This window comes from Streptomyces sp. NPDC049040, from assembly GCF_043197715.1.
In the GTDB taxonomy this organism is placed as follows: Bacteria; Actinomycetota; Actinomycetes; order Streptomycetales; family Streptomycetaceae; genus Actinacidiphila.
This window is the reverse complement of the sequence record NZ_JBICTO010000014.1, coordinates 84,856-111,149: the sequence shown is the minus strand read 5'-3', so window position 1 is coordinate 111,149 and position 26,294 is coordinate 84,856. Positions and strand designations below refer to the sequence as shown.

Genomic DNA, 26,294 nt, shown 5'->3' with positions numbered 1-26,294 from the left:
GCCGGGCGCCTCACCACAGCAGCGGGAGAAAGGCGACATGAAACCACAGCCCCGTCCGTCGGGGACCGCCATCGTGCTCGACGGCGTCAGCAAGCACTACGGCGAGGTGCACGCGCTCGACGACGTGTCGCTGAGCGTCGGGCAGGGCGAGTTCTTCGGTGTGCTCGGCCCCAACGGGGCGGGCAAGACCACCCTGGTGGAGATCGTCGAGGGGATGCGCAAGGCCGACTCCGGCACGGTCAGCGTGTTCGGCCTCAGCCCCTGGCCGCGCAACACCGGGCTGCTGCGCAGGATCGGCGTGCAGACCCAGACGTCGGCCTTCTTCACCCGGCTCACCGCATGGGAGCACCTGGAGACCGTCGCCTCCCTCCAGGGCGCGGACCGGGCAGCGGCCCGCCACGCGCTCGACCTGGTCGGCCTCGGCGGCAAGGAGCGCAGCCGGGTGGACGACCTGTCCGGCGGACAGCGGCAGCGGCTGGCGCTGGCCACCGCGCTGGTGCACCAGCCCGACCTGATCTTCCTCGACGAGCCGACGGCCGCACTGGACCCCGAGGCCCGCAGGTCGCTGTGGTCCGTGCTGCGCGACCTGCGCGGCGAGGGCCGCACCATCGTCTACACCACCCACTACCTCGACGAGGCCGAGGCGCTGTGCGACCGGGTCGCCATCATCGCGGGCGGCCGGGTGGTCGCGCTCGACAGCCCGGGAGCGCTGATCAGGTCGATGGCGGCGCCCGCCCGGCTGCTGGTTCCCGCCGACCGGATCACCGTCGAGCAGGCACGCGCCGTCGAAGGCGCGGAGCGGGTGCTGGTCGAGGGCGGCGAGGTCGTCATCGAGACCCGGCACGCCAACCGGACGCTGATCGAACTGGGCGCGCTGGTCGACATGGACGCCATACAGACCAGGACGGCGACGCTGGAGGACGCGTACCTGCGGCTGACCGCCTCACCGCCGGCCGCCGCAGCGGACAAGGCGGGCACCCCGGCCGTCGGAAAGGAGCACAGCCGATGACCACGACGACCGGCGCCCCCGCCGGCGCTGTCCCCGGCGCCTACGCCACCCTCACCAGGGCCACCTTCCTGGCGTCGGTGCGCGACCGCACCACCGTCTTCTTCACCTTCGCCTTCCCGCTGGTCTTCCTGGTGGTCTTCGGGCTGCTCTTCCGCGGCCAGTCCGTCGACGGCGGCCTGCCGTACATCAACTACGTGGCGCCCGGCGTGCTGTCGTGGGGCGTCGGCAACGCGGCCCTCTTCGGCCCCGCCTTCGCGCTGATGCACTGGCGCCGCGACGACATCCTGCGGCTGATCTGGCGCACCCCCACGCCGCTGCCGACCGTACTGGGCTCCCGCTTCGTGGTCGCCGTCGTGGTCGGCCTGACGCAGGCGGTGCTCTTCACCGCGGTGGCGCTGCTGCCCTTCTTCGGGCTGCACCTGGACGGCAGCTGGCCACTGGCGCTGCCGCTGCTGGTCTTCGGCGTGGCGGCCTTCCTGGCCATGGGCCTGGTCGTCGGCAGCCTCGCCGACACCCCGGAAGCCGTCGCCGCCATCGCCAACTGCGTGATGGTGCCGATGGCCTTCCTCTCCGGCTCCTTCTACCCGGCCGACCTGCTGCCCGGCTGGATACGGACCGCCTCCTGGGTGCTGCCGCTGCGCTACCTCGACGACGGTCTGACCGATGTGCTGGCCGGACGCGCCTCCTTCGGTTCGCTGGCACTCGACTGCGGCGGCCTGGCCGCCTTCACCGTCGTCTTCGGGCTCATCGCGGCCCGCATCTTCCGCTGGAGCAACCGGACATGACGACCGACACCGCCGTACGCCCCGCCGCGGGCGCCGCCCACGCGCCCGACCCGCTGCCGCTGGAGTCCGCGGGCCGCGACCTGGAGCGCAGGCTCGCCGCGCGGGCCGCGGAGCAGGGCGGCACCGCACCCCGCGTCGCCGTCATCGGCGGCACCGATGTGCTGCGCCTGGAGGGCGCGGCAGCCGCGGACGCCCGCGCGGCGGCCACCGTCCACCTCACCGCCGACGCCGTGCTGATCGGCCCGTGGGGCGGCGCCGCCGCCACCGCGGCCTGCGGCTGCTGCCTGGCCATCCGCTGGCAGCGGCTGCGCACCCGTACGGAACGCGACGCGCTGGAGACCGGCCTTGCCAGGTCCGCCGCCGGCCGCTGGCCGGTGCTGCCCGACTACACCGCAGACGCGGTGTGGGCGCTGTGCGGGCTGGCGGCGTCAGGGAAGCCGGGCGTGCCGGACGGCAGCGCGCTTCCCCAGGTCACCAGGCTCGACCTGGAGACCGGCCTGGTCAGCACGGTGCCGCTGCTGGCCGACCCGCTCTGCCCGCACGCCCCGCACACTCCGGCCGCCGCCGGGCCCGAAGACTTCCCGGTGTCCCGCGAGAAGCCCGCCGCCGACCGCTACCGGCTGCGCTCGCCCGCCGGATACGACCTGCCCGCCGCCGCGCTGGCCAACCCGGTGTGCGGGGTGCTCGGCGCGGGCACCTGGAGCGACGTCACCTCGCCGACCACCGCACCGGTGGCGGGCAGCGTCTTCATGCGCGGATACGCGGGCCTGACCGACGTCACCTGGAGCGGCCAGTCCCACTCCTTCACCGCCAGCCGCGACCTGGCCTTCCTCGAAGGCCTGGAACGCTACGCGGGCACCCACCGCCGGGCGGCGGGCGGCATCGTCACCGACTCGTACGACAACCTCGGCGACGCCGCCCTCGACCCGCGCGACTGCGGCCTCTACGCCCCGGAGACCTACCGCGACGACCCGATGATCGCCCCCTTCGACCCGTCGCGGCCGATCCCCTGGGTGCGTGGCTGGTCGCTGCGCGACGACCGCCCGGTGCTGGTGCCGGCCCGGCTGGTCTACTACAGCGCCGGCACCGCCGCCGACCACTTCGTCTTCGAGTGCTCCAACGGCTGCGCGACCGGCAGCTGCCTGGAGGAGGCGGTGCTCTTCGGCCTGCTGGAGCTGATCGAGCGGGACGCCTTCCTGCTCGGCTGGTACGGCGACGCCCGGCTCACCGAGATCGACCTCGGCGCCTGCCGCAGCCCGGTGCTGCGCGCCATGACCGACCGGGCCGCCCTGTGCGGCTACGACGTGCACGCCTTCGACAACCGCGTCGACCTGGCCGTGCCCGTCGTCACCGGTCTCGCCGTGCGCCGTGACGGCGGCCCCGGCACGCTCGCCTTCGCCGCGGGCGCCGCCTTCGACCCGGAGACGGCGGTGGAGGCGGCGGTCTCCGAGATCCTGACCTACCTGCCGCACCTGCCGCGGCAGGTGACCGAGCGGCCGGCGGAACTCGCCGCGATGGCGGAGGACTTCGCACTGGTGCGCCGGCTGCCCGACCACGCGGCGCTCTTCGGCCTGCCGCAGATGGCGCGACACGTCGGCAGCTACCTGGAGCCCACCGCGGTACGCCCGCCCGCCGAGGTCTACGCCGAGTGGGAGGACCGCCGCCCGCGCGGCCTCGACCTGCGCGACGATGTGCTGTGGTGCACGGCGGAGCTGGCACGGGCGGGCTGCGACGTCATCGTCGTCGACCAGACCGCGCCCGAGCAGCGCGCGATGGGGCTGCGGACGGTGTGCACGATCGCGCCGGGGCTGCTGCCGATCGACTTCGGATGGGCGCGGCAGCGGGCGCTGACCATGCCGCGGCTGCGCACCGCGCAGCGGCGCGCCGGGCTGCGCCCCGACGACCTGCGCGAGTCCGAGGTGCGCCGGGTGCCGCACCCCTTCCCGTGACGGGCGGTGCACCGGCGCCCCAAGGCGCCAGGCGGCCACGCCCGCGGCTGCGCACGGGCCCGCAACGCAACCGCTCCGCGGCCCGCACACAGCGGGCCGCGGAGCGGTCGACGGCGGACAGGCCGTCAGGCGGTGCAGCTGGTGGTGCTGGTGGTGCTGGAGCAGGTGCTGGTGCTGGAGCAGCTGGTCGAGGAGCCGAGCATAACCTCACTGGCGTCCGAGTAGTCGGTGATCTCGAAGGTCTCCGACTCGAGCTCCAGGATCTCCTGGGCCAGCGACGCGAGCGGCGTGTCCATCTTGGTGATCGCCATGGGTGACTCCTTTTTCTCGGCAGGGGACGCGGTCCCGAACGGACCGGCCGATTCCTTTCTACGCGCGTCCACTGACCGATCACCCTTCCGCCCGCTGTCACTTCGCTTGCACGCACAGGAGCACCCGATGACCCCCCAGGCACCGCGAGCCCCTCGCGCCCCGCAGGCCCAGCCCGCGCCCTGCCCCCCGCCCGCGCCCCTCCCCGTACCCGGCGACGCGCTCGCACGGGCGGCGGAGCTGTACGTCGCCCTGCACCGCGAACCCGAGCTGTCCGGCGCGGAGGAGCGCACCGCGGCCCGATTCGCCGCCGCGCTCGGCGCCTGTGGCCTGGAGGTCGAGGGCGGCGTCGGCGGGCACGGGGTGGTCGGCGTGCTGCGCAACGGCCCGGGACCCGTCGTGATGATCCGCGCCGAACTCGACGCCCTCCCGGTCCGCGAGGACACCGGCCTGCCCTACGCGAGCACGGTCACCGCCCCGGGCGCCGACGGGACACCGGTGCCGGTGATGCACGCCTGCGGCCATGACGCGCACCTGGCTGCGCTGTCCGGCGCCGCCGCCGTGCTCGCCGGCTCGGCGGACTCCTGGCGCGGCACCCTGGTCGCCGTGGGGCAGCCGGCGGAGGAGACGCTGAGCGGGGCCGCGGCGATGCTCGCCGACGGGCTCTACCGGCGCTTCCCCGCCCCCTCCCACGTGCTGGCCCAGCACGTGGTGCCGCTGCCCGCCGGCATGGTCGCGCACGCCGAGGGGCCGCTGCTCGCGGGCAGCGTGACCCTCGAAGTGGTGCTGCACGGCAGGGGCGGCCACGCGGCGGCCCCGCAACTGGCCGCCGACCCCGTGATCACCGCCGCGGCGGTCGTGATGCGGCTCCAGACGGTCGTGTCCCGCGAGACCGGCCCCGGGGAGCCGCTGGTGGTCACCGTGGGCTCGGTCAGGGCGGGCACGCCGGGCGGCGGCAATGTCATCGCCGACCGTGCGGTGCTCGAAGTGACCCTGCGGGCCTTCAGCGACGCGGGCCTGGACCGGGCGGTGGCCGCCGTGCACCGCATCGTGCGCGCCGAGGCCGCCGCCGCCCCTGAACCCGCACCGCCCGAGCCCGCGGTACGGGTGCTCTCGCGCTCCCGGCCCACCGTGCCCGACCCGGCGGCGACCGCGGCCGTGCGGAGCGCCCACCAGGCCGCCTTCGGGCCGCACCGGGTGGCGCGCTGGCAGCCGTCGATGGCCACCGAGGACTTCCCGCTCTACGGCGACGCGGGCCTCGACCTGCACGGCGTACCGGGCGTCCGCACCGCCTACTGGATGCTCGGTGGCACGGGTCCCCGGCAGTGGGCCGCCGCCGCGGGCGGCCGGGGCGCGGACGCGGCGGGACGGCTCGCGGCGCTGCCGGCGAACCACTCGCCGCTGTTCGCCCCGCACCCGCGGCTGACGCTGGAGACCGGCATCGGGGCGATGGCGGCCGCGGTGCGGGCCGCCCTGACGGTGCCCGCCGAGGTCGCATAGGGTCGGCTGCGACGCCGCCGCAGGGGCGGCGGGCAGCAGCCGGACATCGACCGCAGCCGCCGAAGGGTGACCTGGTGAGACTGAGGCTGGAATTCACGACCGAGCCGTTCGACCTGGACGTGCCGCCCCGCCACGCGGTGGTGGCCAGGGAGGTCGTGGAGGGCGGCACGCTGGACGCGGTCGACGTGGGGCCGTTCGGCAACAGCGCGGAGGGCACCGCCGACGAGGTCCTCGCGGCCGTGTGCGAGCTGCTGCGGCGCACCCTGGCCGCCGGCGCCACCCGGGTCTCGCTCCAGGTCAGCACGCTGGGGGAGGACGGGGCGTGACCGCGGCGGACGAGGTGTCGCACCCCTTCGCCGACGCCGTGAAACCGCTGGTGGACGCGATGGGCGGGGAGCTGGTCGCGCCCGCGCGGGCCCGCGGCGACGATGTCGTGCTCAGCTGGCAGGGCGAGCCGGTGGTGGCGGTACGGCTGCCCCACCTGGCGGACTCCCTCGACCACCTGCTGGCCGACCTGGAGCGCAGGCACGGGCCGCTGCCCGCGCTGGGCCGCAAGGAGAAGCAGCAGGTGGTGCGGATCCTGGAGGAGCGCGGCGCCTTCTCGGTGCGGCACGGCGTGGAGACCGTCGCCTCGGCCCTCGGCGTCAGCCGCTTCACCGTCTACAACTACCTGAACCGCGAGAACGCGCAGCGCGATGGGAAACCGCAGCAGGAAGGCCCCTGAGGGCCCGGCCCCCGCCGGGCCCTGGCCCCGGTCAGACGCCGGGGCCAGGACTGGGGCCGAGGGCGGGCGGGGCCTGCTGCCCCTGCCGCCTGCGGGCTTCGAGGGAGCGGATACGCGCGGCCTGGTCCTCGGTGAGGACGTCGCACACCCAGTCCCAGTGCAGCGCCACCAGATCGCCGGGTGAGGGGCGTTCGATCAGCGACCGGCCCCCGGTGGACCAGCGGACCCGCTCGATGCGGGGCGGGCCCGTCACCATGGCGGCGCCGTCCCACAGCAGCGGCGCCGACTCCACCGACGCGGACTCGCCGTCGACACCGCGGACCAGGCCGGTCCTGATACGGCACCGGTCCAGCACGGTGAGCGCGGCCGGGTGGCCGGAGGCGCGCAGCATCCCGGCCCAGGGGTAGACGTCGAAGACCTGGAAGCTGTGATGGGCCACGGCGCCGTCCCCCGCCTCCCGCCAGGTGCCGCCCGACTGGGTGCGGAAGCGGTCCCGCATCCGGTCGAGCAGCGCGCCGGGCGACGCCCGGTCCAGCAGGTCGTTGCCGATCCAGTACGCCTCCACCACCCGCTCGTCCAGCGGGTCGGCGAGCCCGGCGCTCTCGGCGAGGAATTCGAGGTAGCACCACGCTCCCTCGAACTCCCGGGCCCGCCGCTCGATGTCCGCGGCCGTGCCGGGCCGCAGCAGGGCCGAGGCGTCCTCGGGCCCGCAGTAGCCCAGCTCGTTGGGCGGGTAGGCGTATCGCGCGAAGAGCGCAGCGCCGCGGCCGCTCACTCAGCAGATCCGCGGAAGCTGCTCGCCGACCGGAAGCCCCACCACCCGGGTGCCGCCAAGTCCTGTCCTGGCGACCACCATGCCGGGGTGCTCCGGCACGCAGGTGCCGATCCTGCGGGCCGACCGTCCCAGCGGGTGCGCCTGGACGGCCGCGAGGACCTTGTCCGCGGATTCGGCGGGCACGATCGCCAGCAGCTTGCCCTCGTTGGCGACCTGGAGCGGGTCGAGGCCGAGCAGGCTGCACGCGTCGGCCACGGCCGGCGGGACGGGCAACTCCCGCTCCACCAGGTCGACACCGACCGACGACGCCCGCGCGATCTCGTTGAGCGACGCCGCCACGCCGCCGCGCGTGGGGTCGCGCAGCACATGCAGATCCGCGCCGGTGGCGAGCATGTCGGCGACGAGGCCGTGCAGCGCGGCGGTGTCGCTCTCCACGGCGGTGCCGAACTCCAGGCCCTCCCGGCAGCTCAGCACCGCCACCCCGTGCACCCCGATGTCGCCGCTGACGATGACCGCGTCGCCCGGCCGCGCGCGGCGGGGTCCGATGTCGACGCCGTCGGGGACCACACCGATGCCGGAGGTGTTGATGTAGACGCCGTCCCCGCTGGCGCGCTCGACGACCTTGGTGTCGCCGGTCACCAGCCGCACGCCCGCGGCCCGGGCGGCGGCGCCCATCGCGGCGGCGATCCGGCCGAGTTCGGCGATCTCCGTGCCCTCCTGGAGGACGAAGGCGGTCGACAGGAAGAGCGGCCGCGCGCCGGACATCGCCAGGTCGTTGACCGTGCCGTTCACCGCGAGGTCGCCGATGGAGCCGCCGGGGAAGAACATCGGCTTCACCACGTAGGAGTCGGTGGAGAAGGCGAGCCGGGAGCCGCCGACCGTGAGGACGGCGGAGTCGCCGAGTTCCGCGGTGGCCGCGCCGGCGAAGGCGGGCAGGAACAGGTGCTCGACCAGTTCCGCGGACATCGCCCCGCCACCACCGTGGCCCATCATGACGGTCGGCGTGTCCCGCAGCGGCACCGGGCAGACCCAGCCCTCGAAGTCCAGGTCGGGGGCGGCGGCCGGCGCCTCGGCCGTCCGCTGTGTCATGTCGTGCATGGCCGCGGTCACTTGGCGTCCACCAGCTCGAGCCGGCGGTAGGTATGGTAGGCGGCGCAGGCGCCCTCGGAGGACACCATCGTGGCGCCGAGCGGGTTCCTGGGGGTGCACTCCTTGCCGAAGGCGGCGCACTCGTGCGGCTTGATCAGGCCTTGGAGCACTTCACCCGAGCGGCACAGCGACGACTCCTCGGTGTGGATGCCGGTGACCCCGAAGCGCCGCTCCGCGTCGAAGTCGCGGTATCCGTCGGACAACTGCCAGCCGCTGCGCGGGATCATCCCGATCCCGCGCCACGTCCTGTCGGTCACCTCGAAGACGTCCCGCAGCATCGCCATGGCGGGGATGTTGCCCTCGTCGCGCACGGCTCGCGGATAGGCGTTCTCCAACTCGTGCCGCCCCTGCTCCAGTTGGAGCACCGTGCGGCGGACGCCCTCGAGGATGTCCAGCGGTTCGAAGCCGGTGACCACGATGGGGACCCGGTACTTCTCCGCGAGCGCGGGGTACTCCGAGGTGCCCATCACGCTGCACACGTGGCCCGCGGCCAGGAAGGCCTGCACCCGGCAGGTGGAGGACTCCATGATGGCGGCGATCGCCGGCGGCACCAGGACGTGGGAGACCAGCAGCGAGAAGTTCCGCACACCCAGCCGCTTGGCCTGGTGGACCGTCATCGCGTTGGCGGGCGCGGTGGTCTCGAAGCCGATCCCGAAGAACACGACCTCCTTGTCCGGATTCTGCCGGGCGATCTTGAGCGCGTCGAGCGGCGAGTACACCACGCGCACGTCGCCGCCCGCGCTCTTGACCGCGAACAGGTCCTGGCTGCTCCCCGGCACCCGCAGCATGTCGCCGAACGAGCAGAAGACGACCCCGGGCCTGGCGGCGATCGCCAGCGCCCGGTCGATGATCTCCAGCGGCGTCACGCACACCGGGCAGCCGGGTCCGTGGATCATCTCGATGCCGTCGGGCAGCAGCTGGTCGATGCCGTGCCGGATGATCGAGTGCGTCTGGCCGCCGCAGACCTCCATCATGGCCCAGGGCCTGGTGGTGACGGCGTGGATCTCTTCGAGGAGCTTCTCCGCCATGGCGGGATTGCTGAATTCGTCGAGGTACTTCACGAGTCGGCTCCTTCGCGGACGGCGCCGGTGGCACCCGGCACCCAGGACCTGTCCGGTGCCGGCTGTGCGGGCCGGACACCCTTGTGCTGCGCGGGGGTTTCGAAGCCGTCGCCGAACTCCTCGGCGAGGATGCCGAGCCGGTCGAAATCGGCGAGGGTGCGCAGGGCCGACTCCTCGTCGAGGCGCTGGATGGCGAACCCGACGTGGACCACGACGTATTCACCCACCGCGGCGTCGGGGATGTACTGCAGGCACACCTCTTTGCGTACGCCGCCGAAGTCGACGTCGGCCATCACGGTGCCGTCGACCTCGGTGGTACTGAGAATGCATCCGGGAACTGCCAGACACATGGCTTTCTCGCCTCTTCCTTTGCGGTACAGGTCTCGCGAACTGTGCTGTCGTCTCCGTGCGGTGTGGCGGTGGTGCGGGCGGGATCCCGCGGTGCGGCGGTCGTCGTGGCCGTCAGCCCGACGCCGCGACCAGGAGCTGGCCGAAGGCGATGCCCCCGTCGTTGGGCGGCAGCAGCCTGGGCCGCAGGACGGTGAACTCCCTTTGTGTGAGGGCGCGCTGGGCGGCATCGAGCAGCACGGCGTTCTGGAAGACCCCGCCGCCCAGCGCGACCCGCCGCAGACCGGACCGCGTGCGGCAGAGGTCCGCGAGGTCGGCGACGAGCGTGGCCAGGCAGGCGTGGAAGCGGGCGGCGATCTGCTCGGGCGGTACACCTGCCCGTACGTCGTCCACCACCGCGCGGATCACCGGGCCCGCGTCCGCGACGGCGGGCTCCCGCCCCGCCGGGTCGGCCGCGGGCAGGACCGCGAAGGCGTAGCGGTCCTCGGCCCCCGCGGGCAGCGGCCCCGCGGCTCTGGCCAGGCCCTCCAGGCATACGGCGGCCTCGGCCTCGTAGTCGACCTCCTGCCGCACACCGATCAGCGCGGCGACCGCGTCGAAGAGCCGCCCGACGCTGGAGGTCGGCACGCAGCCGAAGCCGGTGGTGAACTGGTGCAGCAGCACGGCCTGTTCGCGCGGCCGGCAGGCCCGCACCGGCGGCAGGTCGCCGTCCAGGGCGACACCGGCGGCGTGCAGGTGCGCCAGTGCCATCCGGTAGGGCCGCAGCACGCTCGCGTCGCCGCCCGCGAGCGGTACGTACGCCAGATGCGCGGCCCTGCGGAAGGACGCGTACCCGGCGAGCAGCACCTCGCCTCCCCAGGCCGCACCGTCGGTGCCGTGGCCGGTGCCGTCGAAGGCGACCCCGATCACCTCCTCGTCCGCGCCCAGCCCGTGCTCGCCCATGACGGACGTGATGTGGGCGTGGTGGTGCTGGACGGTACGCACCGGGCGGCCCGCCGCGTGGCGGCGCGCCCAGTCGGCTGACCGGTAGCCGGGGTGCGGGTCGGCGACGAGCCGCCCCGGCTCCACCCCGGTGATCACCTCCAGATGCGCGGCCGTCGCGGTCAGCGCCGCCACGGTGGACAGGTCGTCCATGTCGCCGATGTGCTGGCTGACCCAGGCGTGGCGGCCGGACCCGAGCGCGCAGGTGTTCTTCAGGTCCGCGCCGACCGCCAGCGTCGGCGGCAGCTCGAAGGGCGCCACGAGCGGCAGCGGTGCGTACCCGCGCGACCTGCGCACCGGGAGTTCCGCGCCCGCCGCGAACCGGCTGACCGAGTCGTCGCACGGCACGTGGATCACCCGGTCGTGCCGCAGCCATCCGTCGACCAGCGGCGCCAGGTCGTCGAGCGCCCGGGCATCGTCGGTGACGATCGGTTCGCCCGACAGGTTTCCCGACGTCATGACCAGCACATCGGGACCCGGGGCGTCGTCCCCGATCCCGAAGAGCAGCACGTGCAGCGGCGTGTAGGGCAGCATCACCCCGAGGTCGGGACTGCCCGGCGCGACGGCGTCGCACACACCCCCGGTGCGCTCCCGCCCGGACCCCGATCCACCCTCCGGTTCCGGCTCCCGCGCCTGCCGGGCGAGCAGCACGATCGGGCGGCGGACACCGGTGAGCAGGCCCTCCTCGTCCGCGGACATCGCCACCAGGCCGCGGGCGACACCGAGGTCGCGCACCATCACCGCGAACGGCTTGCCGCCGCGCCGCTTGCGGCGCCGCAGCTCCGCGACCGCGTCCGCGTCGCGCGCGTCGCACACGAGGTGGTAGCCGCCGAGCCCCTTGACCGCGAGGATCCGGCCGTCGGCGAGCAGGACACGCGCGGCGCGCACCGCGTCGTCGTCGGTGAGCGGGGGTGTGCCGTCCTTGCCGACCAGTTCGAGCCGCGGCCCGCACGCGCGGCAGGCGATGGGCTGCGCGTGGAAGCGGCGGTCGGCCGGGTCCTCGTACTCGGCCCGGCAGTCCTCGCACATGGCGAAGTCCGCCATCGTGGTGGCGGCCCTGTCGTACGGCGTGCCGGTGACGATCGTGAAGCGCGGACCGCAGTGGGTGCAGGTGATGAAGGGGTGGCGGTGGCGCCGGTCCGCCGGGTCGCGCATCTCGTCCAGGCACGCCTGGCAGGTGGCGACGTCGGGGGAGACGAGCGTCCTCGGCCCGGCACCGCCCGCCGCGTCCCCGCCGGACGGCCCGATGGTGAATCCTGAGCCGCCGAGCGGGTCCTGCTCGGACTCCGCAACGGACTCCACCCGCGCGAGCGGCGGCGGCTCCGCACGCAGCCGGCGCCCGAACTCCTCCACTGCCGCCGCGTCGCCCTCGACCTCGGCGACCACGCCGGCCCCGGTGTTCGCCACGCAGCCGGTGAGCGCCAGTTCGGCCGCCGTGACGTAGACGAAGGGCCGGAAGCCGACGCCCTGGACGACGCCGTGCACCTCGAAGCGCCGCCGGATCCGGCCGGTCCTGCCGCGCCCCATCATCTCCAGGCCCGACATCGCCTCGGCGGCCGCGGCCCGGTCGATGACCTCGAGCGCGAAGCCCATGTGCAGCAGTACCCAGTCGCCGCTGTCCGGCGGCGCGTCCAGCATGCCGATGTTGATCCGCCGCTGCGCGCCCTCCACGTCGACCAGCGCGAGCTGTCCCGCGTGACCTTCCACGATCCCGACGACTCGGCCGGGAATGCCCAGGCACATCTCACGGCCTCCGGGGCGTCACGACATCGGTCCCGGGCACGGCATCGCTCCCGGGTACGGCGGCGGTCACGGGCTCGGGCCCGGTCCCGGTCCCGGTCCCGGTCCCGGTCCCGGTTCCCGCCGGGCACAGCCTGGTCAGCAGCGTGCGCACCGCGGTGATGGCCTCCGGCACCGCGGAGGCGACGGTCTCGCTGAGCCCGATGCCCTCCCCGACGTCGGCGGGCACACAGCCGACGACGTAGCAGGCGGGCAGCCTGCCGCCCAGCGCCTCCAGGCAGCCGAGCACCGCGGCCGGATGCATCCCGTGCGCGTCGAACTCGCCGGCGCCGAGGTCGTCGGCGCCGACTTCGAGCACGGTGACCGTGCCGGGCGGCCCGTCACCCCCGAGGGCGTCCACGAGCACCAGCGCGTCGCAGCCGTCGAGGAGGTCGTAGGCCAGGTGCATGCCGCGGATGCCGTAGTCGACGGCGCGCACCCGCGGCGGTAGGCCGCCGGCCGCCGCGAACCGCCTGACGACCTCGGGGCCGAAGCCGTCGTCACCGAGGAAGATGTTGCCGACGCCCGCCACGAGCACGCCCCCGCCCACGCCGGTCACATCGAGCGCATACGCAGGTAGCGGCGGATGTCGGGGATCGACAGAACTGCGGCGGCGAGTCCTGCGACCGCGGTGGCGGCGGCCAGCCCCGCGGTGACCCTGCCCAGGATCCTCATGACGGGCTCTCCTCTCGATGGTGCGTGGCGCTGTCCGCGGGCAGCGGTTCCAGCTCGTCGGGTGCGAAGTAGAAGTAGCGGCCGTACCAGTCGTGCAGGTCGGCCGCCGGGTCGTCGACGAGGACCAGGGCGACATGGGTGCCGCCGTCGACGTCGGACAGGACGGCGGTGACCCGTGCCGTCCGGCCGGCGAAGAAGATGTCCTGCGCGTCGGCCCGCCGGGACGGATGCACCCGCACGAGGCTGCCCTTGCCCACGGCCACACCGTCGATGACCACGGTGTCGCCGGCCGGGTGGACCGCGGCGTCCGCGGCGGGGTCCCACCAGGGAAGGCCGCCGGTGTCGAAGTCGGCGGGCTCGGCGTCCCGCACGTCGGGCCCGTGTCCGGACACGGTCCGGGGCGCGTGCGGGTCGCGCAGCAGGCCGTGCAGCTGCCGGAGGTCCGCGGCCGACATCGCGTCGCAGCGGTCGATGATCTCCCCTGCGCGCAGATCGGTTGCCCGTGCCTCCGCCTTCTCCTGCTCGGTCATGGTCATGATCCGCAGGGTCAGGATCTCGTCGATCTCGGTGGAGTCGAAGAGGGCGCCGGGGCTCTGCTCGGCCACCTCCGGGTGGTCGTACAGGATGATCGGCGCGCCGAGCACGGTGTCGGTCGCACCGGCGGGCCCGGCCAGCACCGGCCAGCAGCGCCGCTGCCGGCAGCCGGCGGCCGCGGATGCCGCCTCCGCGGGCGGGTCGAGCAGCGAGACGAAGCGGGCGCCGCGCGCCTGGACGATGAGGTGCGCGCCGATCAGCGAGGCGCGGATCGCGGCGTGCTTGTCCGCGGCGGTGCCCGGGTGCTCGTTGTCCACGGCCACCGACAGCCGGACGAGGCCGCCGTCGACCTCCGCGGTGGTGCGGATCCGTAGCGTCAGCTCCTCACGCCGCCGTACGATCCGGCCGACCCGCTCGCCCCGGGCGTCGGTGAGCGTCTCGATGTCCTCGCCGCCGACGACGGTGTGGAGTTCGTCGGTGGGCCGCGTCAACGGGCGTACGGGCAGGGCGATCTCGTGCTCCACCGCCTCGTCCCAGCTGAGCACCGAGGTCCCGTCCACGCTCAGCTCGGCGACCGGGTGGTGGCTGCCGTCACCGTCGCGCCGCTGCACCTCGCGGACCTGCAACCGGAGGAATCGCAGCCGGACCGCGACCGTCGCGGGGGCGGCCTCGGGCGCGGCTCCGGGGGCGGCCTCGGAGGTGGCTCCCAGCGCGGCTCCGGGCGCGGTGAGCAGGCACTGCATCGCCATGCCCGGCTCCTCGCCGAAGCTGCCGGGTGCCGCGCCGGGCGGCCCGAGGACCCCGAACTGCCAGCGCGACTGGTTCTTGTGCGAGCTGGCGCGGTAGGGGTAGAGCAGGTAGCCCTCGTAGAGCACCGCGTCGGCGATCGTACGGACCTGGGCCAGATCCGTGGGGGCGCCGGTCTCGGAGGCGTCCACCGCCGTCATGCGACCACCTCGCCGATTCCTGCCAGCAGCGTGCGCACCGTCTCGTCCCAGCTGATCAGCCCGCGCCTGGCGCGGAAGTCGGCCAGGCTGTCGAGCGCGTCCTGGCCGAGCCTGATCCAGCCGGATTCCGGGTAGTGGGACGCGATCATCCGCCGCCACACCGCGACCGGCATGGCGTACCGGGCCTCGCAGTCCCACGGCACCTGGCGTACCCCGAAGCCCGCGGCGCCCTTGGTGAAGACGGTCCCGGAGAACAGCAGCCCGAGCGGCACGTGACCGTCGCGAAGCGCGTGCAGGTAGCGGGAGCCGACCACGTCGAAGTCGTAGGTGCACGGCAGCGGCAGGTCGACGTCGGTGGTGCCGGTGAAGCCCTGCACGGTGGTGCCGCACTGCATCCACTGGAAGGGCCGCAGGGTGTCGGCCCACCGCTCGTTCCCGCCGAACAGGGCACGCAGGCCGTCGCGTTCCGCCTCGTCGTAGTGCCGCCGCTGCGGCTCGACACGGACCTGGCAGCGCAGCACCATGGCGTGCACCCGCTCACCGGAGTCCTCGGTGATCCGCAGCCGCGCGGTCAACTGCGGTGCGGCGGTGTACTGCTCCGCGACGATGTCGAGCACCGAGAAGCCCAGCCCGCTCATGAGACCCCCGCCGCGGTGGCGGTCCTGCTGCGCTCGCTCACCCGCGCGAAGAAGGCGTCCATCGCGTCACGCGCCTCCCGGCCGCCGTCGAAGCCGCGCCACAGCGTGCGCAGCCGTCCGACCAGCTCATAGCAGGCGTCGATGGGCACCAGATGGCACGAGTCGTGCCGCCCCGCGCCCGCGCCGCAGTCGTCGGTGCGCCGTACCAGCAGCGCCTCCACGTCCTGGCGCAGCACGGACAGTTCGGGGTGCGCCTCGGCGATGGTGTCCCAGGCGTCCAGCGGGAGTTCGGACTCGGTGGCGCCGGCGGGACCCGGGTAGAAGGCGATGGTGCGGTCCTGGACGGAGCTGCGGAAGACGAAGGCCAGGCCGACCGGGATCTGCAGTTCGTCCCACGTCCGGTCGTCAAGGACGAGCCCGTCGAAGGCCAGGTAGCGCTCGGGTACCGCGCGGTGGCGCAGCCCCGCGTCCTCGGCGGCGAAGAGCAGGTAGCAGGGCCGGCAGGCGCACATCAGGGCCCGGCTTTCCAGGTTCACCACGTGCGAGTGCTCCGCCGCGACCGGCTCCGCGCACATCTCGCAGCGCTCGCCCGGGGCGGCAGGCGGGCGGCGGCGGTTGATGCGCAGCAGCGAGGCGGCAGGGGAGGACGACGCGCGGCCGTGGACGGTCATGGCGCCACCGGGGTGGGCACCGCGACCGAGACGGCCGTGCCGTTCGCCAGCAGCGGCAGCGGGTCCAGGTGCAGGCCCTCCGCGTCGACGCAGGCACCGGCCCGCCGCACGTCGTAGTGCGCCCGGCAGCCGGGGCACCGCAGCAGGACGTCGCCTGAGGCGCCGCCCAGCCGCCGGGCGAGCGTGGAGCCCGCCATCGGCCCCTCGCACCGCACGCACCGGTCCAGGAAGGCGAAGTATTCCGACCCGAGCCGGCAGACCAGCACCGTCACCCCGGCGACGTCGCAGCACAGCACCGCCCCGGGCTCCAGCGCCGCCAGTTCCGACACCGGCTGCCACGAGGCGCCGGCCGCCTGCTGCCCGGACGCGCCGGCCGGGTCGGGCGCGGCGTCGCGCAGCCGGGTGAAGAGCGCCTCGACCGGGACCACCGTGCCGGCGCCGGCCGCCGCCTCCTCAGGCGTCTCGACCTCGATCGATGTGACCTCGGGCGCCGCGGCCTCGACGGCGCCCTGCACGGCCAGCTGAAGGGTGGCGGAGGACGAGGGGCAGCCGTCGCAGGATCCCAGCAGGCGCAGCCGTACGGTGCCGTCGTCGGCGATGCCGACCAGCTCCACGTCGCCGCCGTGCGAGCCCAGATACGGACGCACGCTCTCCAGCGCCTGCTCGACCCGGGTCTCCACGCTGTACGGGTGGAGGCCGTGCACCAGGAGCAGGCTGGCGACCAGGTCGTCGCCGGCCAGCGCGGCCAGCACGCCGTCGTCCAGCCGGCCCTGCTCGTGCAGCAGGTCCAGCAGCCGTTCGAGGCCGGCCCCGTAGAAGTCGGTGACCAGCCGGACCAGTTCCTCGCTCCGCTCGCGGGCGACGGCCCCGCCGGAGGAGCTGGCGGCGATCAGGGTGTCGATACGCTCACCGGTCGCGCGCCAGCGCTCCGCGGCGGGACCAGCGGGCTCGGCCGTGCCTGTCGCGGCCGGGACGGGCTCAGGACGCTCGGCCACCTCACGCACCCGCGGACTGGGTCGGGGAGTGCAGCAGTTCCAGCTTCTTGCCCTCGCCGAGGTACATGTGCACACCGCACGGCAGGCACGGGTCGAAGCTGCGCACCGTGCGCATGATGTCGATGCCCTTGAAGTTCTCCCGGTCGTTCTCCTCGAAGATCGGCTGGCCCTGCACCGCGTCCTCGTAGGGTCCGGGGGTGCCGTACGTGTCGCGCGGGCTGGCGTTCCACGGCGTCGGCGGATACGGGTGGTAGTTGGCGATCTTGCCGTCCCTGATCACCATGTGGTGCGAGAGCACACCGCGCACGGCCTCGGTGAAGCCGCAGCCGATGCCCTCGTCCGGGACCTCGAACTTCTCCCAGGTCTTGGTCCTGCCGGCCCTGATCTCCGCCAGCGCCTGCTCCGCGAAGTGCAGTGCGCAGGCGGCCGCGTAGGCCTGGAAATAGGTGCGCGCCCGGTTGCGCTCGATGGTGTTGCTCCACTGCGGGATCCGCCACTCCAGCTCCACCGGGCCTTTGAGCGCGGTCTTCGGCAGGTTGATCTTCACGCTCCTGCCGGTGGCCTGGACGTAGCCGATGTCGACGAGACCGGCCAGCGCCGTGGTCCACAGCCGCGCGAGCGGGCCGCCTCCGGTGTCCAGCGCGAGGTAGTCCTTGCCGTCGAACCAGCGCGGCGACATCACCCAGCTGTACTTGTCGTCCAGGTCCCGCTTCTGCGGTCGCGGGTTGGTGTGCTGGTTCCACGGGTGCCGCCGGTCGACGGGATTGCCCAGCGGGTCGTGGGTCACGAACATCTCCTGGTCCTCCCAGTCGCCGTAGTACGACGAGCCGAGCAGGATGCGGATGCCCAGGTTGATCTTGACCAGGTCGGTGGTGACCAGCTTCCCGTCGACGACGACACCCGGGGTGACGTACATCTTCCGGCCCCACTCGGTCATGTCCTCGTACTTGAAGTTGCAGTGCTCGGGGTCCTGGAAGGAGCCCCAGCAGCCCAGCAGGATGCGCCGGTTGCCGACCTGCTCGTAACCGGGCAGCGCCTCGTAGAAGAAGTCGAAGAGGTCGTCGTGCATCGGCACGACCTTCTTCATGAACTCGACGTACCGCTGCAGGCGCGTGATGTAGTCGGTCATCAGCTGGATGGTCGCGACCGTGCCCACGCCGCCCGGGTAGAGCGTGGAGGGGTGCACATGGCGGCCCTCCATCAGGCAGAACATCTCCCGGGTCATCCGGCTGACCTGAAGTGCCTCGCGGTAGAACTCGCCGGTGAACGGGTTCAGCGACCGCATGATGTCGCCGATGGTCTTGTAGCCGTGCGCCTCACCGTGCGGCGACGGCGTCCTGTTCGCCTTTTCGAGCACTCCCGGATTCGTCTCCGCGACCATCTTCTCGCAGTAGTCGACCCCGACCAGATTCTCCTGGAAGATGTTGTGGTCGAACATGTACTCGGCCGCCTCGCCGAGATTGACGATCCATTCGCCCAGATGCGGCGGCTTGACCCCGTAGGCCATGTTCTGCGCGTAACACGAGCAGGTGGCGTGGTTGTCACCGCAGATTCCGCAGATCCGGCTGGTGATGAAGTGCGCGTCCCGCGGGTCCTTGCCCTTCATGAAGACCGAATAGCCGCGGAAGATGGAGCTGGTGCTGTGGCACTCGGCCACCACCCGCTGCTTGAAATCGATCTTCGTGTAGATACCCAGACTGCCGACGATCCGGGTGATGGGGTCCCACGCCATCTCCACCAGTTCGTCTTTGCCGGATTTCCCGCTGCCGCCCTTGTGCTGCGTCGCCGTCATTGCGCCGTCTCGTCCTTCTGTTGTCGCGGTGAATGGTCGGGGGAGCGGTGGCGTCACCAGGTACGGGTGGCTCCGGTGGTCAGCTCGGTTCCGCGCTTACGCCATTTGGGTTCCCGGTCCAGGGTGTGCGTGGTGATCCCGCGCAGCCGGCGCATCGTCGCGCCGTACAGCCCCACCGCGTTGGTGGAGACCTTTCCGCCGGGCGGCTCGTCCATGAAGGGCATGAATTTGTCGGGGAAGCCCGGCATGGTGCAGCCGATGCAGATGCCGCCGACGTTCGGGCAGCCGCCGATGCCGTTCATCCAGCCGCGCTTGGGCACGTTGCACTTCACGGCAGGGCCCCAGCAGCCGAGCTTGACGATGCACTTCGGCGAGCCGTACTCCGTCGCGAAGTCGGCCTGCTCGTAGTAGCCCGCGCGGTCGCACCCCTCGTGCACGGTCTGGCCGAACAGCCAGGTCGGCCGCAGCGCGTCGTCGAGCGGGATCATCGGGGCCTGGTCGGTGGCCATGTAGAGCAGGTAGGTGAGGGTCTCGGAGAGGTTGTCCGGCTGGATGGGGCAGCCGGGCACGCACACGATCGGGATCCCGGCCTTGGACTTCCAGTCCCAGCCCAGGTAGTCGGGCACGCCCATGGCGCCGGTCGGGTTGCCCGCCATGGCGTGGATGCCGCCGTAGGTGGCGCAGGTGCCGACCGCGACGACCGCGGTGGCCTTGGGCACCAGCCGGTCCAGCCACTCGCTGGTGGTGATCGGCTGGTCGGTCGCGGGGTCGTTGCCGAAGCCGGACCAGTAGCCCTCGTCGTGCAGTTTCTCGTTGGGGATCGACCCCTCGACGACCAGGACGAACGGGTCGAGTTCGCCGCGGTCCGCCTTGAAGAACCACTCCAGGAAGTCGTCGGCGCCGCCGGTGGGGCCGCACTCGAAGTCGATCAGCGGCCAGTGCACGGCGATCTTCGGCAGCCCCGGGAGCGCGCCGAGGGCGATCTCCTCGATGCTCGGCTGGGTGGCGGCGGTCAGCGACACGGAGTCGCCGTCGCAGCTGAGACCGGCATTGATCCACAGGACGTGGATCAGAGTGTCTTCCGCAAGAACTGCCTCGTCAGTCGGCATAGCCATGCCACCTTCCGGGATCGCCAGTGGCTCCCTTGCCGGTTCGCAGCCGGATCGTCCCGCAATCGGGCCGACTTTCCACGCGAGTGCGGTGCTGCGACATTGTTACCATCTAGGCTCGCCGTGAATGCCCTGTCAACACGGGAATTCACCGGCCGCCCGCACCCGAATGGTGCGGGCGATACGCCGGGCGAGTGAATACGCGGCTCGGGCGGTGGTCGCCTGCGCTGTGGAGAAGAGGTCGCGTGCACGAATTGGCCATCACGCAGAGCGTTGTCGACGCGGTATGCGAACGTGCGGCGGGGCGCCCCGTGCGGACGGTCCGGGTCAGGGTGGGCGCACTGACCGCAGTGGTGCCGGATTCGATGCGTTTCTGCTTCGACCTGGTGACCGGCGGGACGGTCGCGGAAGGCGCGGTGCTGGAAATCGACCAGCCGCGGGGAACGGCCTTGTGCCGCAGTTGCGGCGCGGATTTCACCCTGGATGATCTGATACTGCTGTGCGCGTGCGGAAGTGCCGACGTCGAGGTGACGGCGGGGCGGGAACTGGAGATCGTGTCGATGAGAGTGGGCTGAGGTATGTGCGGGACTTGCGGGTGCACCGATCAGGGCGGCGGCAGGGGTGCGGGAATCCGGATCGCGGTGCCCCATGAGCACACCGGCGCCGCGCACGACCACGCCCACGCTGACGTCCACGGCCCCGGCGCCGCGCACGGCCACGGTGACCTCCACAGCCACGCTGACGATGTCCGGCACATCCCCGGCCCTCACCCCGGCGGCGAGACGGTCACCCTCGAGCAGCGGGTGCTCGCCAAGAACGAGAGCCTGGCGGAGCGCAACCGCGGCTGGCTCGCCGAGCGTGACGTCGTGGCGGTGAACATGATGAGCTCCCCCGGCGCCGGCAAGACCACGCTGCTCGAACGCACCATCAGGGACCTGGCGGGCACCCGCCCGGTCGCGGTCGTCGAGGGCGACCAGGAGACCCTGCTGGACGCCGAGCGCATCAAGCGCGCCGGATGCGCGGTGGTGCAGGTGAACACCGGGGCGGGATGCCACCTCGACGCCGAGATGGTCTTCGGCGCGCTCGGCACCCTGGCACCGGCGCCGGGCGCGCTCGTCCTGATCGAGAACGTCGGCAATCTGGTCTGCCCGGCGCTCTTCGATCTCGGCGAGAGCAGCAAGGTCGTGGTCATCTCGGTGACCGAGGGCACCGACAAGCCGCTGAAGTACCCGTACATGTTCGCGGCGGCCGACCTCGTCGTCATCAACAAGGTCGACCTGCTGCCCTACGTCGACTTCGACGTCGACCGCTGCGCGGAGTACGCCCGCTCGGTCAACCCCGGCCTGCGGCTGCTGGCGGTGTCCGCGACCACCGGCGAGGGCATGGACGCCTGGTACGACTGGGTGGCCGGGCAGTACCGCGGGGACCTGCGCGCGTAACCATAAGTTTTCAACAAACTGTTGACGATGGCGGCCGGGGGCTCCTAGCGTGCGAGTGTGACTTCCAGCGCTCCGCCGGGTCTGCGCCGGCTCAACGCGGCCACCGCCCCCGCTGCCGCCGCCCTGCTGCACGAGGTGTGCGGCAGCGCCGCCTGGGGCGCGGCGGTGATCGCGCGGCGGCCGTACGACCGGGTGGACGACCTGCTCGCGGCGAGCGACACGGCGATGGCGGCGCTGACACCCGCCGACCTGCGCGAGGCCATGGCAGGCCACCCGCCGATCGGCCGCCCCACCCCGGGCGACCCGGCCTCGGCGCGCGAGCAGAGCGGCGTCGCCGCCGCGGACCGCTCGGAACTGCTCGCGCTCAACCTCGCCTACCAGGAGGCCCACGGCCACGTCTTCCTCATCTGCGCCACCGGCGCCACCGGTGCGCAGATGAAAGCCGCCCTCCGGGCGCGGCTCGGCAACGACGAGGAGACCGAGCGCGAGATCGTCCGCACCGAACTGGGAAAGATCAACAGGATCAGGCTCGGCAGGCTCGCGGAGACCGCGCAGGAGGATCCGTCATGACGTCCGTGTCGACCCACATCCTGGACACCAGCACCGGCCGGCCCGCCGCGGGAGTGGCCGTCGAACTGTCGGTCCGCGGCGGCCCCGACGCGCCCTGGGAGCCGCACGGCACGTCCGCGACCGACGCCGACGGCCGCTGCAAGGACCTTCCCGCGCCGCCGGAGACCACATCCCACGTACGGCTGCACTTCGACGTGGCGCCGTACCTCGCACGTCACACCCGACCAGCCGAGGCCCAGCAGGACGCCCCCCGCACGGACCACGGTCCAAGGGACAGCGGAGCCTTCTTCCCCGAGGTCGCGGTGGTCTTCGCCATCACCCCGGGCGAGCATTTCCACGTACCGCTGCTGCTCAACCCGTTCGGCTACTCCGTATACCGAGGGAGCTAGCGACATGCCCACGATGCTCGGCCAGAACCAGTACGGCAAGGCGGAGAACCGCGTCGTCCGCGTCACCCGCGACGGCGACACCCACCACATCAAGGACCTGAACGTCTCGGTCGCGCTGTCCGGCGACATGGACGAGGTCCACCTGTCCGGGTCGAACGCCAACGTCCTGCCCACCGACACCACCAAGAACACCGTCTTCGCCTTCGCCAAGGAGCACGGCATCGACTCCGCCGAGGCCTTCGGCATCCACCTGGCCCGGCACTTCGTGACCGGCCAGGAGTCGATCCACCGGGCCCGGATACGGATCCAGGAGTACGCCTGGGAGCGCATACCGGCCGGCGGCCGCGGCGGTGGCGGGCACTCCTTCGTCCGCAAGGGCCAGGAGACCCGCACCACCGAGGTCGCCTTCGACGGCGAGCACTGGCAGGTGGTCTCCGGGCTCGCCGGCCTCGTGGTGCTCAACTCCACCGACTCGGAGTTCCGGGGCTTCGTCAAGGACGAGTACACGACCCTGGCGGAGACCCGCGACCGGATACTCGCCACCGAGGTCAACGCCCGCTGGCGGTTCGGCTGGACCGGCGGCGAGCAGGACGTCCCGGGCTGGGAGGAGTCCTACGCACAGGTGCGCGGCGACCTGCTGGGCGCGTTCGCCGAGACGTACTCGCTCTCGCTCCAGCAGAGCCTTTTCGCGATGGGCTCGCGGGTCATCGACAACAGCGCCGCGGTCGCCGCGATCGACGAGGTGCGGCTGTCACTGCCGAACAAGCACCACTTCCTCGCCGACCTGGCGCCCTTCGGCCTGGACAACGACAACGAGGTCTACCTGGCCGCCGACCGCCCCTACGGGCTGATCGAGGGCACAGTGCTGCGCGACGGCGCCGAGGCCCGCATCCCGGTGACGGACTGACAAGGGGGGACCACCATGACCGGAACCGACACGACCGGAACGGATACGACCGAACGCGTCGTCATCGAGAACTGCGCCGTCGCGACCGTCGACGCGGCGGACACCGAATACGCCACCGGGCACATCGTCGTCGCGGGCGACGTCATCGAATCGGTGGGCGCAGGACCCGCGCCCGCGGGCCTGACCGGCGTGGCACGCCGTATCGACGGCACCGGGCACCTGGCCACCCCCGGCCTGGTCAACACCCACCACCACTTCTACCAGTGGCTCACCCGGGGCCTCGCCCAGGACAGCAACCTCTTCGAGTGGCTGGTGGAGCTGTACCCGGTGTGGGCGCGGATCGACGAGGACATCGTCCACGCGGGCGCCGCCGGCTCGCTGGCGATGATGGCCCGCGGCGGCGTCACCACCGCCATGGACCACCACTACGTCTTCCCGCGCGGCACCGGCGACCTGCTCGGGGCCGAGATCAGGGCCGCCGCAGAGACCGGGGTGCGCTTCACCGCCGCCCGCGGTTCCATGGACCGCGGCAAGAGCGACGGCGGGCTGCCCCCGGACTTCGCCGTGGAGACCACCGAGGGCGCGCTGCTGGCGACGGAGGCCGCCATCGACACCCACCACGACGCCTCCTTCGGCTCGATGCTGCACATCGCGGCCGCGCCCTGCTCACCGTTCTCGGTGTCGACCGAACTCCTGCGCGAGGCCGCGGTGCTGGCCCGCCGCAAGGGCGTCCGCCTGCACACCCACGGCAGCGAGACGGTGGAGGAGGAGAAGTTCTGCCGCGAGCTGTTCGGCATGGGCCCCACCGAATACTTCCGGTCCACCGGCTGGCTCGGCGACGACGTGTGGATGGCGCACTGCGTCCACATGAACGACTCCGACATCGCCGCGTTCGCCGGCACCGGCACCGGCGTCGCCCACTGCCCGTCCTCCAACGCCCGGCTCGCCGCCGGAATCGCCCGGGTGCCCGACATGCTCGCGGCGGGCATCCCGGTCGGCCTCGGCGTGGACGGCACCGCGTCCAACGAATCCGGTGAGCTGCACACCGAGTTGCGCAACGCCCTGCTCATCAACCGCCTCCGCGGCGGCGAGAAGGCGCTCGACGCCCGGCAGTCGCTGCGGCTGGGCACCTACGGTGGCGCCCAAGTCCTCGGCAGGGCCGCCGAGATCGGCTCCCTTGAGGCGGGCAAGCTCGCCGACCTCGTGCTGTGGAAGCTGGACGGCCTCGGCCACGCGTCGATCGCCGACCCGGTGGCCGCCCTGGTGATGGGCCCCCCTGCCCCGGTCACCCTCTCGCTGGTGGGCGGCCGGCCGGTCGTGGAGCGGGGGCGGCTGACCCGGGTGGACGAGGACGAGGTCGCCCGGCTCACCCGCGCCGAGGCGCGCCGCCTGGCGACGCTGGCCGGCCTGGCCTGAACAGCCGTCGGACGACCGGTCGGGGAGGGACGGCCCCCGACCGGTGGCCATGCCCTGCCGGGCATGGCAGTGCCGCCCCGGGCCGTGATCGCACGGCCCGGGGCGGCACGCCGGCCTCCCGGCGGGTGGCCTTTCAGTGGGTGTTCCACCAGTCGGCGACCAGTTCTGCGTACCGCGCGGGCTGCTCCTCCCAGCAGAAGTGACCCGCGCCCTCGATCAGGTCGACGCGGCTGCCCGGGACACGCTCGGCGATGAAATGGGCGTTCTCGGCCGGGACGACGGGATCCTCGGCTCCGGCCACGATCCGCACGGGTGCGGTGATCGAGGGCAGCAGTTCCGCGAGGCGGGGGAGCTGGGCCGGGTACTGCTGGACGTACTTCACCGATTCGGCGAAGCGTCCCTCGCCGTAGGAGTCCACGTAGTCCTGGCGGATGTGCGCGGGCGCCTCGAAGTCCTTGATCGTGCCGAGGACGGTGTCCACGAGGGCGGCGGGGTCGAGGTCCCGGTACTGGTCGGTCCCCGGTTCCTCCACCCAGGTCTTGAGGACACCGGTCACGTTCACCGGTACGGCGGCGCCGCCGGAACCCACGACGACGCTGCGGAAGGCGCCGGGATTGTTCGCGGCCGCGAAAAGGACAGCCGAGGTGCCGATGTCGGGGCCGACGACGTGGGGCCGCTGGAGTCCGAGGGCCTCGACCACGCGCAGGACGAAGCCGGCCATCGCCTCGGGGGACTGCAGCGCGGGCGACACCTGCGAGCCGCCGTATCCGGGCAGGTCGAGGGCGATGACGCGGGCGTGCGCGGACAGGGCGTCCCACGCGCCGTCGAACGCGTAAAGGCTCTCCGGCCAGGGACTGAGCAGCAGGGCGTCGGGCCCTGTTCCGCTGCTCTCCGCGTAGCGGATGCGCAGTCCGTCCACGACGGTGTGCCGGGGTGCCATCTGGGACATGCCGTAGCCCTTCTCCGTATGATCGCCGGTCCGTCTCAAAATGACCGGTCGTCTTAAAGCTAACACGACCGTGCCCCATCGCGGCGATGCGACATTCCGGGTGGATACCGCCCGATCACGGGCTGTGGCGGCGGTTCCGGGGGTGCGCCAGGCGCGGCGCCCCGCCCGCGGGTGGCGGTACGATCAAGGCGCCCGGTCGTTTTGCCGGGCTCGCGCCGCGAAGCGGCGACGGAAGGAGGAGCGCATGGCCCGGAAGAGCCTGCGGGAGAACTTCGTCGAGGCCGGCGAGGAGCAGTTCCACATCCTCGGCTACAACCGGGCGGGTGTGAAGGCGATCGCCGACGCGGCGCACGCGCCGAAGGGCTCGTTCTACAACCACTTCGAGAGCAAGGAAGCCCTCGCCGTGGTGGCCATCGAGCGTTACGGGCTCACGCGCGGGATCGAGGGGCTGCTGGACACCTCGGTGGACCCGCTGCAACGACTGCGCGACCACTTCAGGTCCCTGCGTGACGAGAACATCGGGTACGACTTCCGCCGCGGGTGCCTGGTCGGCGGCCTCGCGGTCGAGGCGGCCGACGCGAGCGAGGTCGTCCGGCAGGCGGCAGGAGCGGCGTTCGCCGGCTGGCGGGACGCGATCGCCTCGGCGGTGGCCGACGCCCAGCGGGCCGGGCTCGTGCCGCAGACCTGCGAGGCCGACACGCTGGCGCGGTTCATCCTCAACGCCTGGGAGGGCGCGCTGATCGCGGCCCGTGTCGAGCGCTCCGCCCGCCCCTACGAGGTCTTCTTCACCGTCGTCTTCGACACCGTCCTGCGCTGAACCGCAGTCGGCCGCGGCCGGCGGTGCTTCCCGGGTGCGGCGAAGTCCGTTCTTTTCACCGGGAGTTCGCCGACGGG

At 72.8% G+C, this 26,294-nt stretch carries 28 protein-coding genes; 13 read left to right on the top strand and 15 right to left on the bottom strand.

Annotation, left to right across the window (positions count from 1 at the left end):
- Nucleotides 1-37: 37 nt before the first annotated feature.
- From ACGFMP_RS28380 to ACGFMP_RS28370, 3 genes are read left to right on the top strand one after another with little or no spacing between them, the layout of a single operon-like run.
- Nucleotides 38-1,009, top strand: a complete 972-nt coding sequence (locus ACGFMP_RS28380) for an ABC transporter ATP-binding protein (RefSeq protein ID WP_393675898.1) — start codon at nt 38-40, stop codon at nt 1,007-1,009.
- Nucleotides 1,006-1,794, top strand: a complete 789-nt coding sequence (locus tag ACGFMP_RS28375; RefSeq protein WP_393675861.1) for an ABC transporter permease — start codon at nt 1,006-1,008, stop codon at nt 1,792-1,794. The genes ACGFMP_RS28380 and ACGFMP_RS28375 overlap by 4 nt, the downstream gene beginning before the upstream one ends.
- Entirely contained in the window at nt 1,791-3,743 is a 1,953-nt protein-coding gene (locus ACGFMP_RS28370) for a TOMM precursor leader peptide-binding protein (protein WP_393675860.1), read from the top strand. The genes ACGFMP_RS28375 and ACGFMP_RS28370 overlap by 4 nt, the downstream gene beginning before the upstream one ends.
- Before the next feature lie 125 nt (nt 3,744-3,868).
- On the opposite strand, the gene ACGFMP_RS28365 is transcribed toward ACGFMP_RS28370, so the two are convergent.
- Nucleotides 3,869-4,054, bottom strand: a complete 186-nt coding sequence (locus ACGFMP_RS28365) for a thiazolylpeptide-type bacteriocin (RefSeq protein ID WP_393675859.1) — start codon at nt 4,052-4,054, stop codon at nt 3,869-3,871.
- 127 nt (nt 4,055-4,181) lie between these two features.
- Between ACGFMP_RS28365 and ACGFMP_RS28360 the strand changes: the two genes are divergently transcribed.
- From ACGFMP_RS28360 to ACGFMP_RS28350, 3 genes are all read left to right on the top strand, one after another.
- Nucleotides 4,182-5,552 (top strand): amidohydrolase, encoded by a 1,371-nt coding sequence (locus tag ACGFMP_RS28360; protein WP_393675858.1) that lies wholly within the window; start codon nt 4,182-4,184, stop codon nt 5,550-5,552.
- A 74-nt stretch (nt 5,553-5,626) separates the two neighbouring features.
- Complete coding sequence (locus ACGFMP_RS28355) at nt 5,627-5,878, top strand: hypothetical protein (RefSeq protein ID WP_393675857.1); 252 nt, start codon at nt 5,627-5,629, stop codon at nt 5,876-5,878.
- 59 nt (nt 5,879-5,937) lie between these two features.
- Nucleotides 5,938-6,276, top strand: coding sequence for a helix-turn-helix domain-containing protein (locus ACGFMP_RS28350; protein ID WP_393675897.1), 339 nt, complete (start codon nt 5,938-5,940; stop codon nt 6,274-6,276).
- Between the two features lie 31 nt (nt 6,277-6,307).
- Here the strand turns inward: ACGFMP_RS28350 and ACGFMP_RS28345 are convergent, their stop codons facing one another.
- The 13 genes from ACGFMP_RS28345 to ACGFMP_RS28285 form a co-directional block, all read right to left on the bottom strand.
- Complete coding sequence (locus ACGFMP_RS28345; protein WP_393675856.1) at nt 6,308-7,051, bottom strand: DUF6390 family protein; 744 nt, start codon at nt 7,049-7,051, stop codon at nt 6,308-6,310.
- Nucleotides 7,052-8,140: a hydrogenase expression/formation protein HypE gene (gene hypE / locus ACGFMP_RS28340; protein WP_393675855.1), complete on the bottom strand. Its 1,089-nt coding sequence runs from the start codon at nt 8,138-8,140 to the stop codon at nt 7,052-7,054.
- 17 nt (nt 8,141-8,157) lie between these two features.
- Nucleotides 8,158-9,261: a hydrogenase formation protein HypD gene (gene hypD / locus ACGFMP_RS28335; RefSeq protein WP_393675854.1), complete on the bottom strand. Its 1,104-nt coding sequence runs from the start codon at nt 9,259-9,261 to the stop codon at nt 8,158-8,160.
- On the bottom strand, nt 9,258-9,611 hold the full coding sequence (locus ACGFMP_RS28330; protein WP_393675853.1) for a HypC/HybG/HupF family hydrogenase formation chaperone: 354 nt from the start codon (nt 9,609-9,611) through the stop codon (nt 9,258-9,260). The genes hypD and ACGFMP_RS28330 overlap by 4 nt, the downstream gene beginning before the upstream one ends.
- Nucleotides 9,612-9,723: 112 nt before the next feature.
- Nucleotides 9,724-12,333, bottom strand: coding sequence for a carbamoyltransferase HypF (hypF, locus tag ACGFMP_RS28325; protein WP_393675852.1), 2,610 nt, complete (start codon nt 12,331-12,333; stop codon nt 9,724-9,726).
- A 1-nt stretch (nt 12,334) separates the two neighbouring features.
- Nucleotides 12,335-12,928 (bottom strand): hydrogenase maturation protease, encoded by a 594-nt coding sequence (locus ACGFMP_RS28320; protein WP_393675851.1) that lies wholly within the window; start codon nt 12,926-12,928, stop codon nt 12,335-12,337.
- Nucleotides 12,925-13,044: a DUF6893 family small protein gene (locus ACGFMP_RS28315; protein WP_393675850.1), complete on the bottom strand. Its 120-nt coding sequence runs from the start codon at nt 13,042-13,044 to the stop codon at nt 12,925-12,927. The genes ACGFMP_RS28320 and ACGFMP_RS28315 overlap by 4 nt, the downstream gene beginning before the upstream one ends.
- The gene (locus ACGFMP_RS28310; RefSeq protein WP_393675849.1) at nt 13,041-14,525 is read right to left on the bottom strand and encodes a hypothetical protein; all 1,485 of its coding nucleotides are present in this window, start codon (nt 14,523-14,525) and stop codon (nt 13,041-13,043) included. Before ACGFMP_RS28310 ends, ACGFMP_RS28315 begins: the two co-directional genes overlap by 4 nt.
- Entirely contained in the window at nt 14,522-15,163 is a 642-nt protein-coding gene (locus ACGFMP_RS28305; RefSeq protein WP_393675848.1) for a DUF6084 family protein, read from the bottom strand. The genes ACGFMP_RS28310 and ACGFMP_RS28305 overlap by 4 nt, the downstream gene beginning before the upstream one ends.
- Complete coding sequence (locus ACGFMP_RS28300; protein ID WP_393675847.1) at nt 15,160-15,834, bottom strand: DUF5947 family protein; 675 nt, start codon at nt 15,832-15,834, stop codon at nt 15,160-15,162. The genes ACGFMP_RS28305 and ACGFMP_RS28300 overlap by 4 nt, the downstream gene beginning before the upstream one ends.
- Entirely contained in the window at nt 15,831-16,829 is a 999-nt protein-coding gene (locus tag ACGFMP_RS28295) for a NifU family protein (RefSeq protein WP_393675846.1), read from the bottom strand. Before ACGFMP_RS28295 ends, ACGFMP_RS28300 begins: the two co-directional genes overlap by 4 nt.
- A gap of 1 nt (nt 16,830) precedes the next feature.
- Nucleotides 16,831-18,621 (bottom strand): nickel-dependent hydrogenase large subunit, encoded by a 1,791-nt coding sequence (locus tag ACGFMP_RS28290; RefSeq protein ID WP_393675845.1) that lies wholly within the window; start codon nt 18,619-18,621, stop codon nt 16,831-16,833.
- Nucleotides 18,622-18,674: 53 nt separating this feature from the next.
- Nucleotides 18,675-19,736: a hydrogenase expression protein HypE gene (locus ACGFMP_RS28285; protein ID WP_393675844.1), complete on the bottom strand. Its 1,062-nt coding sequence runs from the start codon at nt 19,734-19,736 to the stop codon at nt 18,675-18,677.
- A gap of 239 nt (nt 19,737-19,975) precedes the next feature.
- Between ACGFMP_RS28285 and ACGFMP_RS28280 the strand changes: the two genes are divergently transcribed.
- The 6 genes from ACGFMP_RS28280 to ACGFMP_RS28255 all read left to right on the top strand — a co-directional run bounded on the left by ACGFMP_RS28280 (nt 19,976) and on the right by ACGFMP_RS28255 (nt 24,451).
- The gene (locus tag ACGFMP_RS28280) at nt 19,976-20,305 is read left to right on the top strand and encodes a hydrogenase maturation nickel metallochaperone HypA (RefSeq protein WP_393675843.1); all 330 of its coding nucleotides are present in this window, start codon (nt 19,976-19,978) and stop codon (nt 20,303-20,305) included.
- A gap of 66 nt (nt 20,306-20,371) precedes the next feature.
- A complete protein-coding gene (gene hypB, locus ACGFMP_RS28275; RefSeq protein WP_393675842.1) occupies nt 20,372-21,169 on the top strand; it encodes a hydrogenase nickel incorporation protein HypB in 798 nt (265 codons plus the stop codon).
- 57 nt (nt 21,170-21,226) lie between these two features.
- Complete coding sequence (gene uraD / locus ACGFMP_RS28270; RefSeq protein WP_393675841.1) at nt 21,227-21,739, top strand: 2-oxo-4-hydroxy-4-carboxy-5-ureidoimidazoline decarboxylase; 513 nt, start codon at nt 21,227-21,229, stop codon at nt 21,737-21,739.
- Entirely contained in the window at nt 21,736-22,128 is a 393-nt protein-coding gene (uraH, locus tag ACGFMP_RS28265; RefSeq protein ID WP_393675840.1) for a hydroxyisourate hydrolase, read from the top strand. The genes uraD and uraH overlap by 4 nt, the downstream gene beginning before the upstream one ends.
- Nucleotides 22,129-22,132: 4 nt before the next feature.
- Nucleotides 22,133-23,035 (top strand): factor-independent urate hydroxylase, encoded by a 903-nt coding sequence (pucL, locus tag ACGFMP_RS28260; RefSeq protein ID WP_393675839.1) that lies wholly within the window; start codon nt 22,133-22,135, stop codon nt 23,033-23,035.
- Between the two features lie 15 nt (nt 23,036-23,050).
- A complete protein-coding gene (locus tag ACGFMP_RS28255) occupies nt 23,051-24,451 on the top strand; it encodes an 8-oxoguanine deaminase (protein WP_393675838.1) in 1,401 nt (466 codons plus the stop codon).
- A gap of 133 nt (nt 24,452-24,584) precedes the next feature.
- Here the strand turns inward: ACGFMP_RS28255 and ACGFMP_RS28250 are convergent, their stop codons facing one another.
- Complete coding sequence (locus ACGFMP_RS28250; RefSeq protein WP_393675837.1) at nt 24,585-25,400, bottom strand: alpha/beta fold hydrolase; 816 nt, start codon at nt 25,398-25,400, stop codon at nt 24,585-24,587.
- Nucleotides 25,401-25,644: 244 nt separating this feature from the next.
- Between ACGFMP_RS28250 and ACGFMP_RS28245 the strand changes: the two genes are divergently transcribed.
- On the top strand, nt 25,645-26,217 hold the full coding sequence (locus ACGFMP_RS28245) for a TetR family transcriptional regulator C-terminal domain-containing protein (RefSeq protein ID WP_393675836.1): 573 nt from the start codon (nt 25,645-25,647) through the stop codon (nt 26,215-26,217).
- Nucleotides 26,218-26,294: the final 77 nt, after the last annotated feature.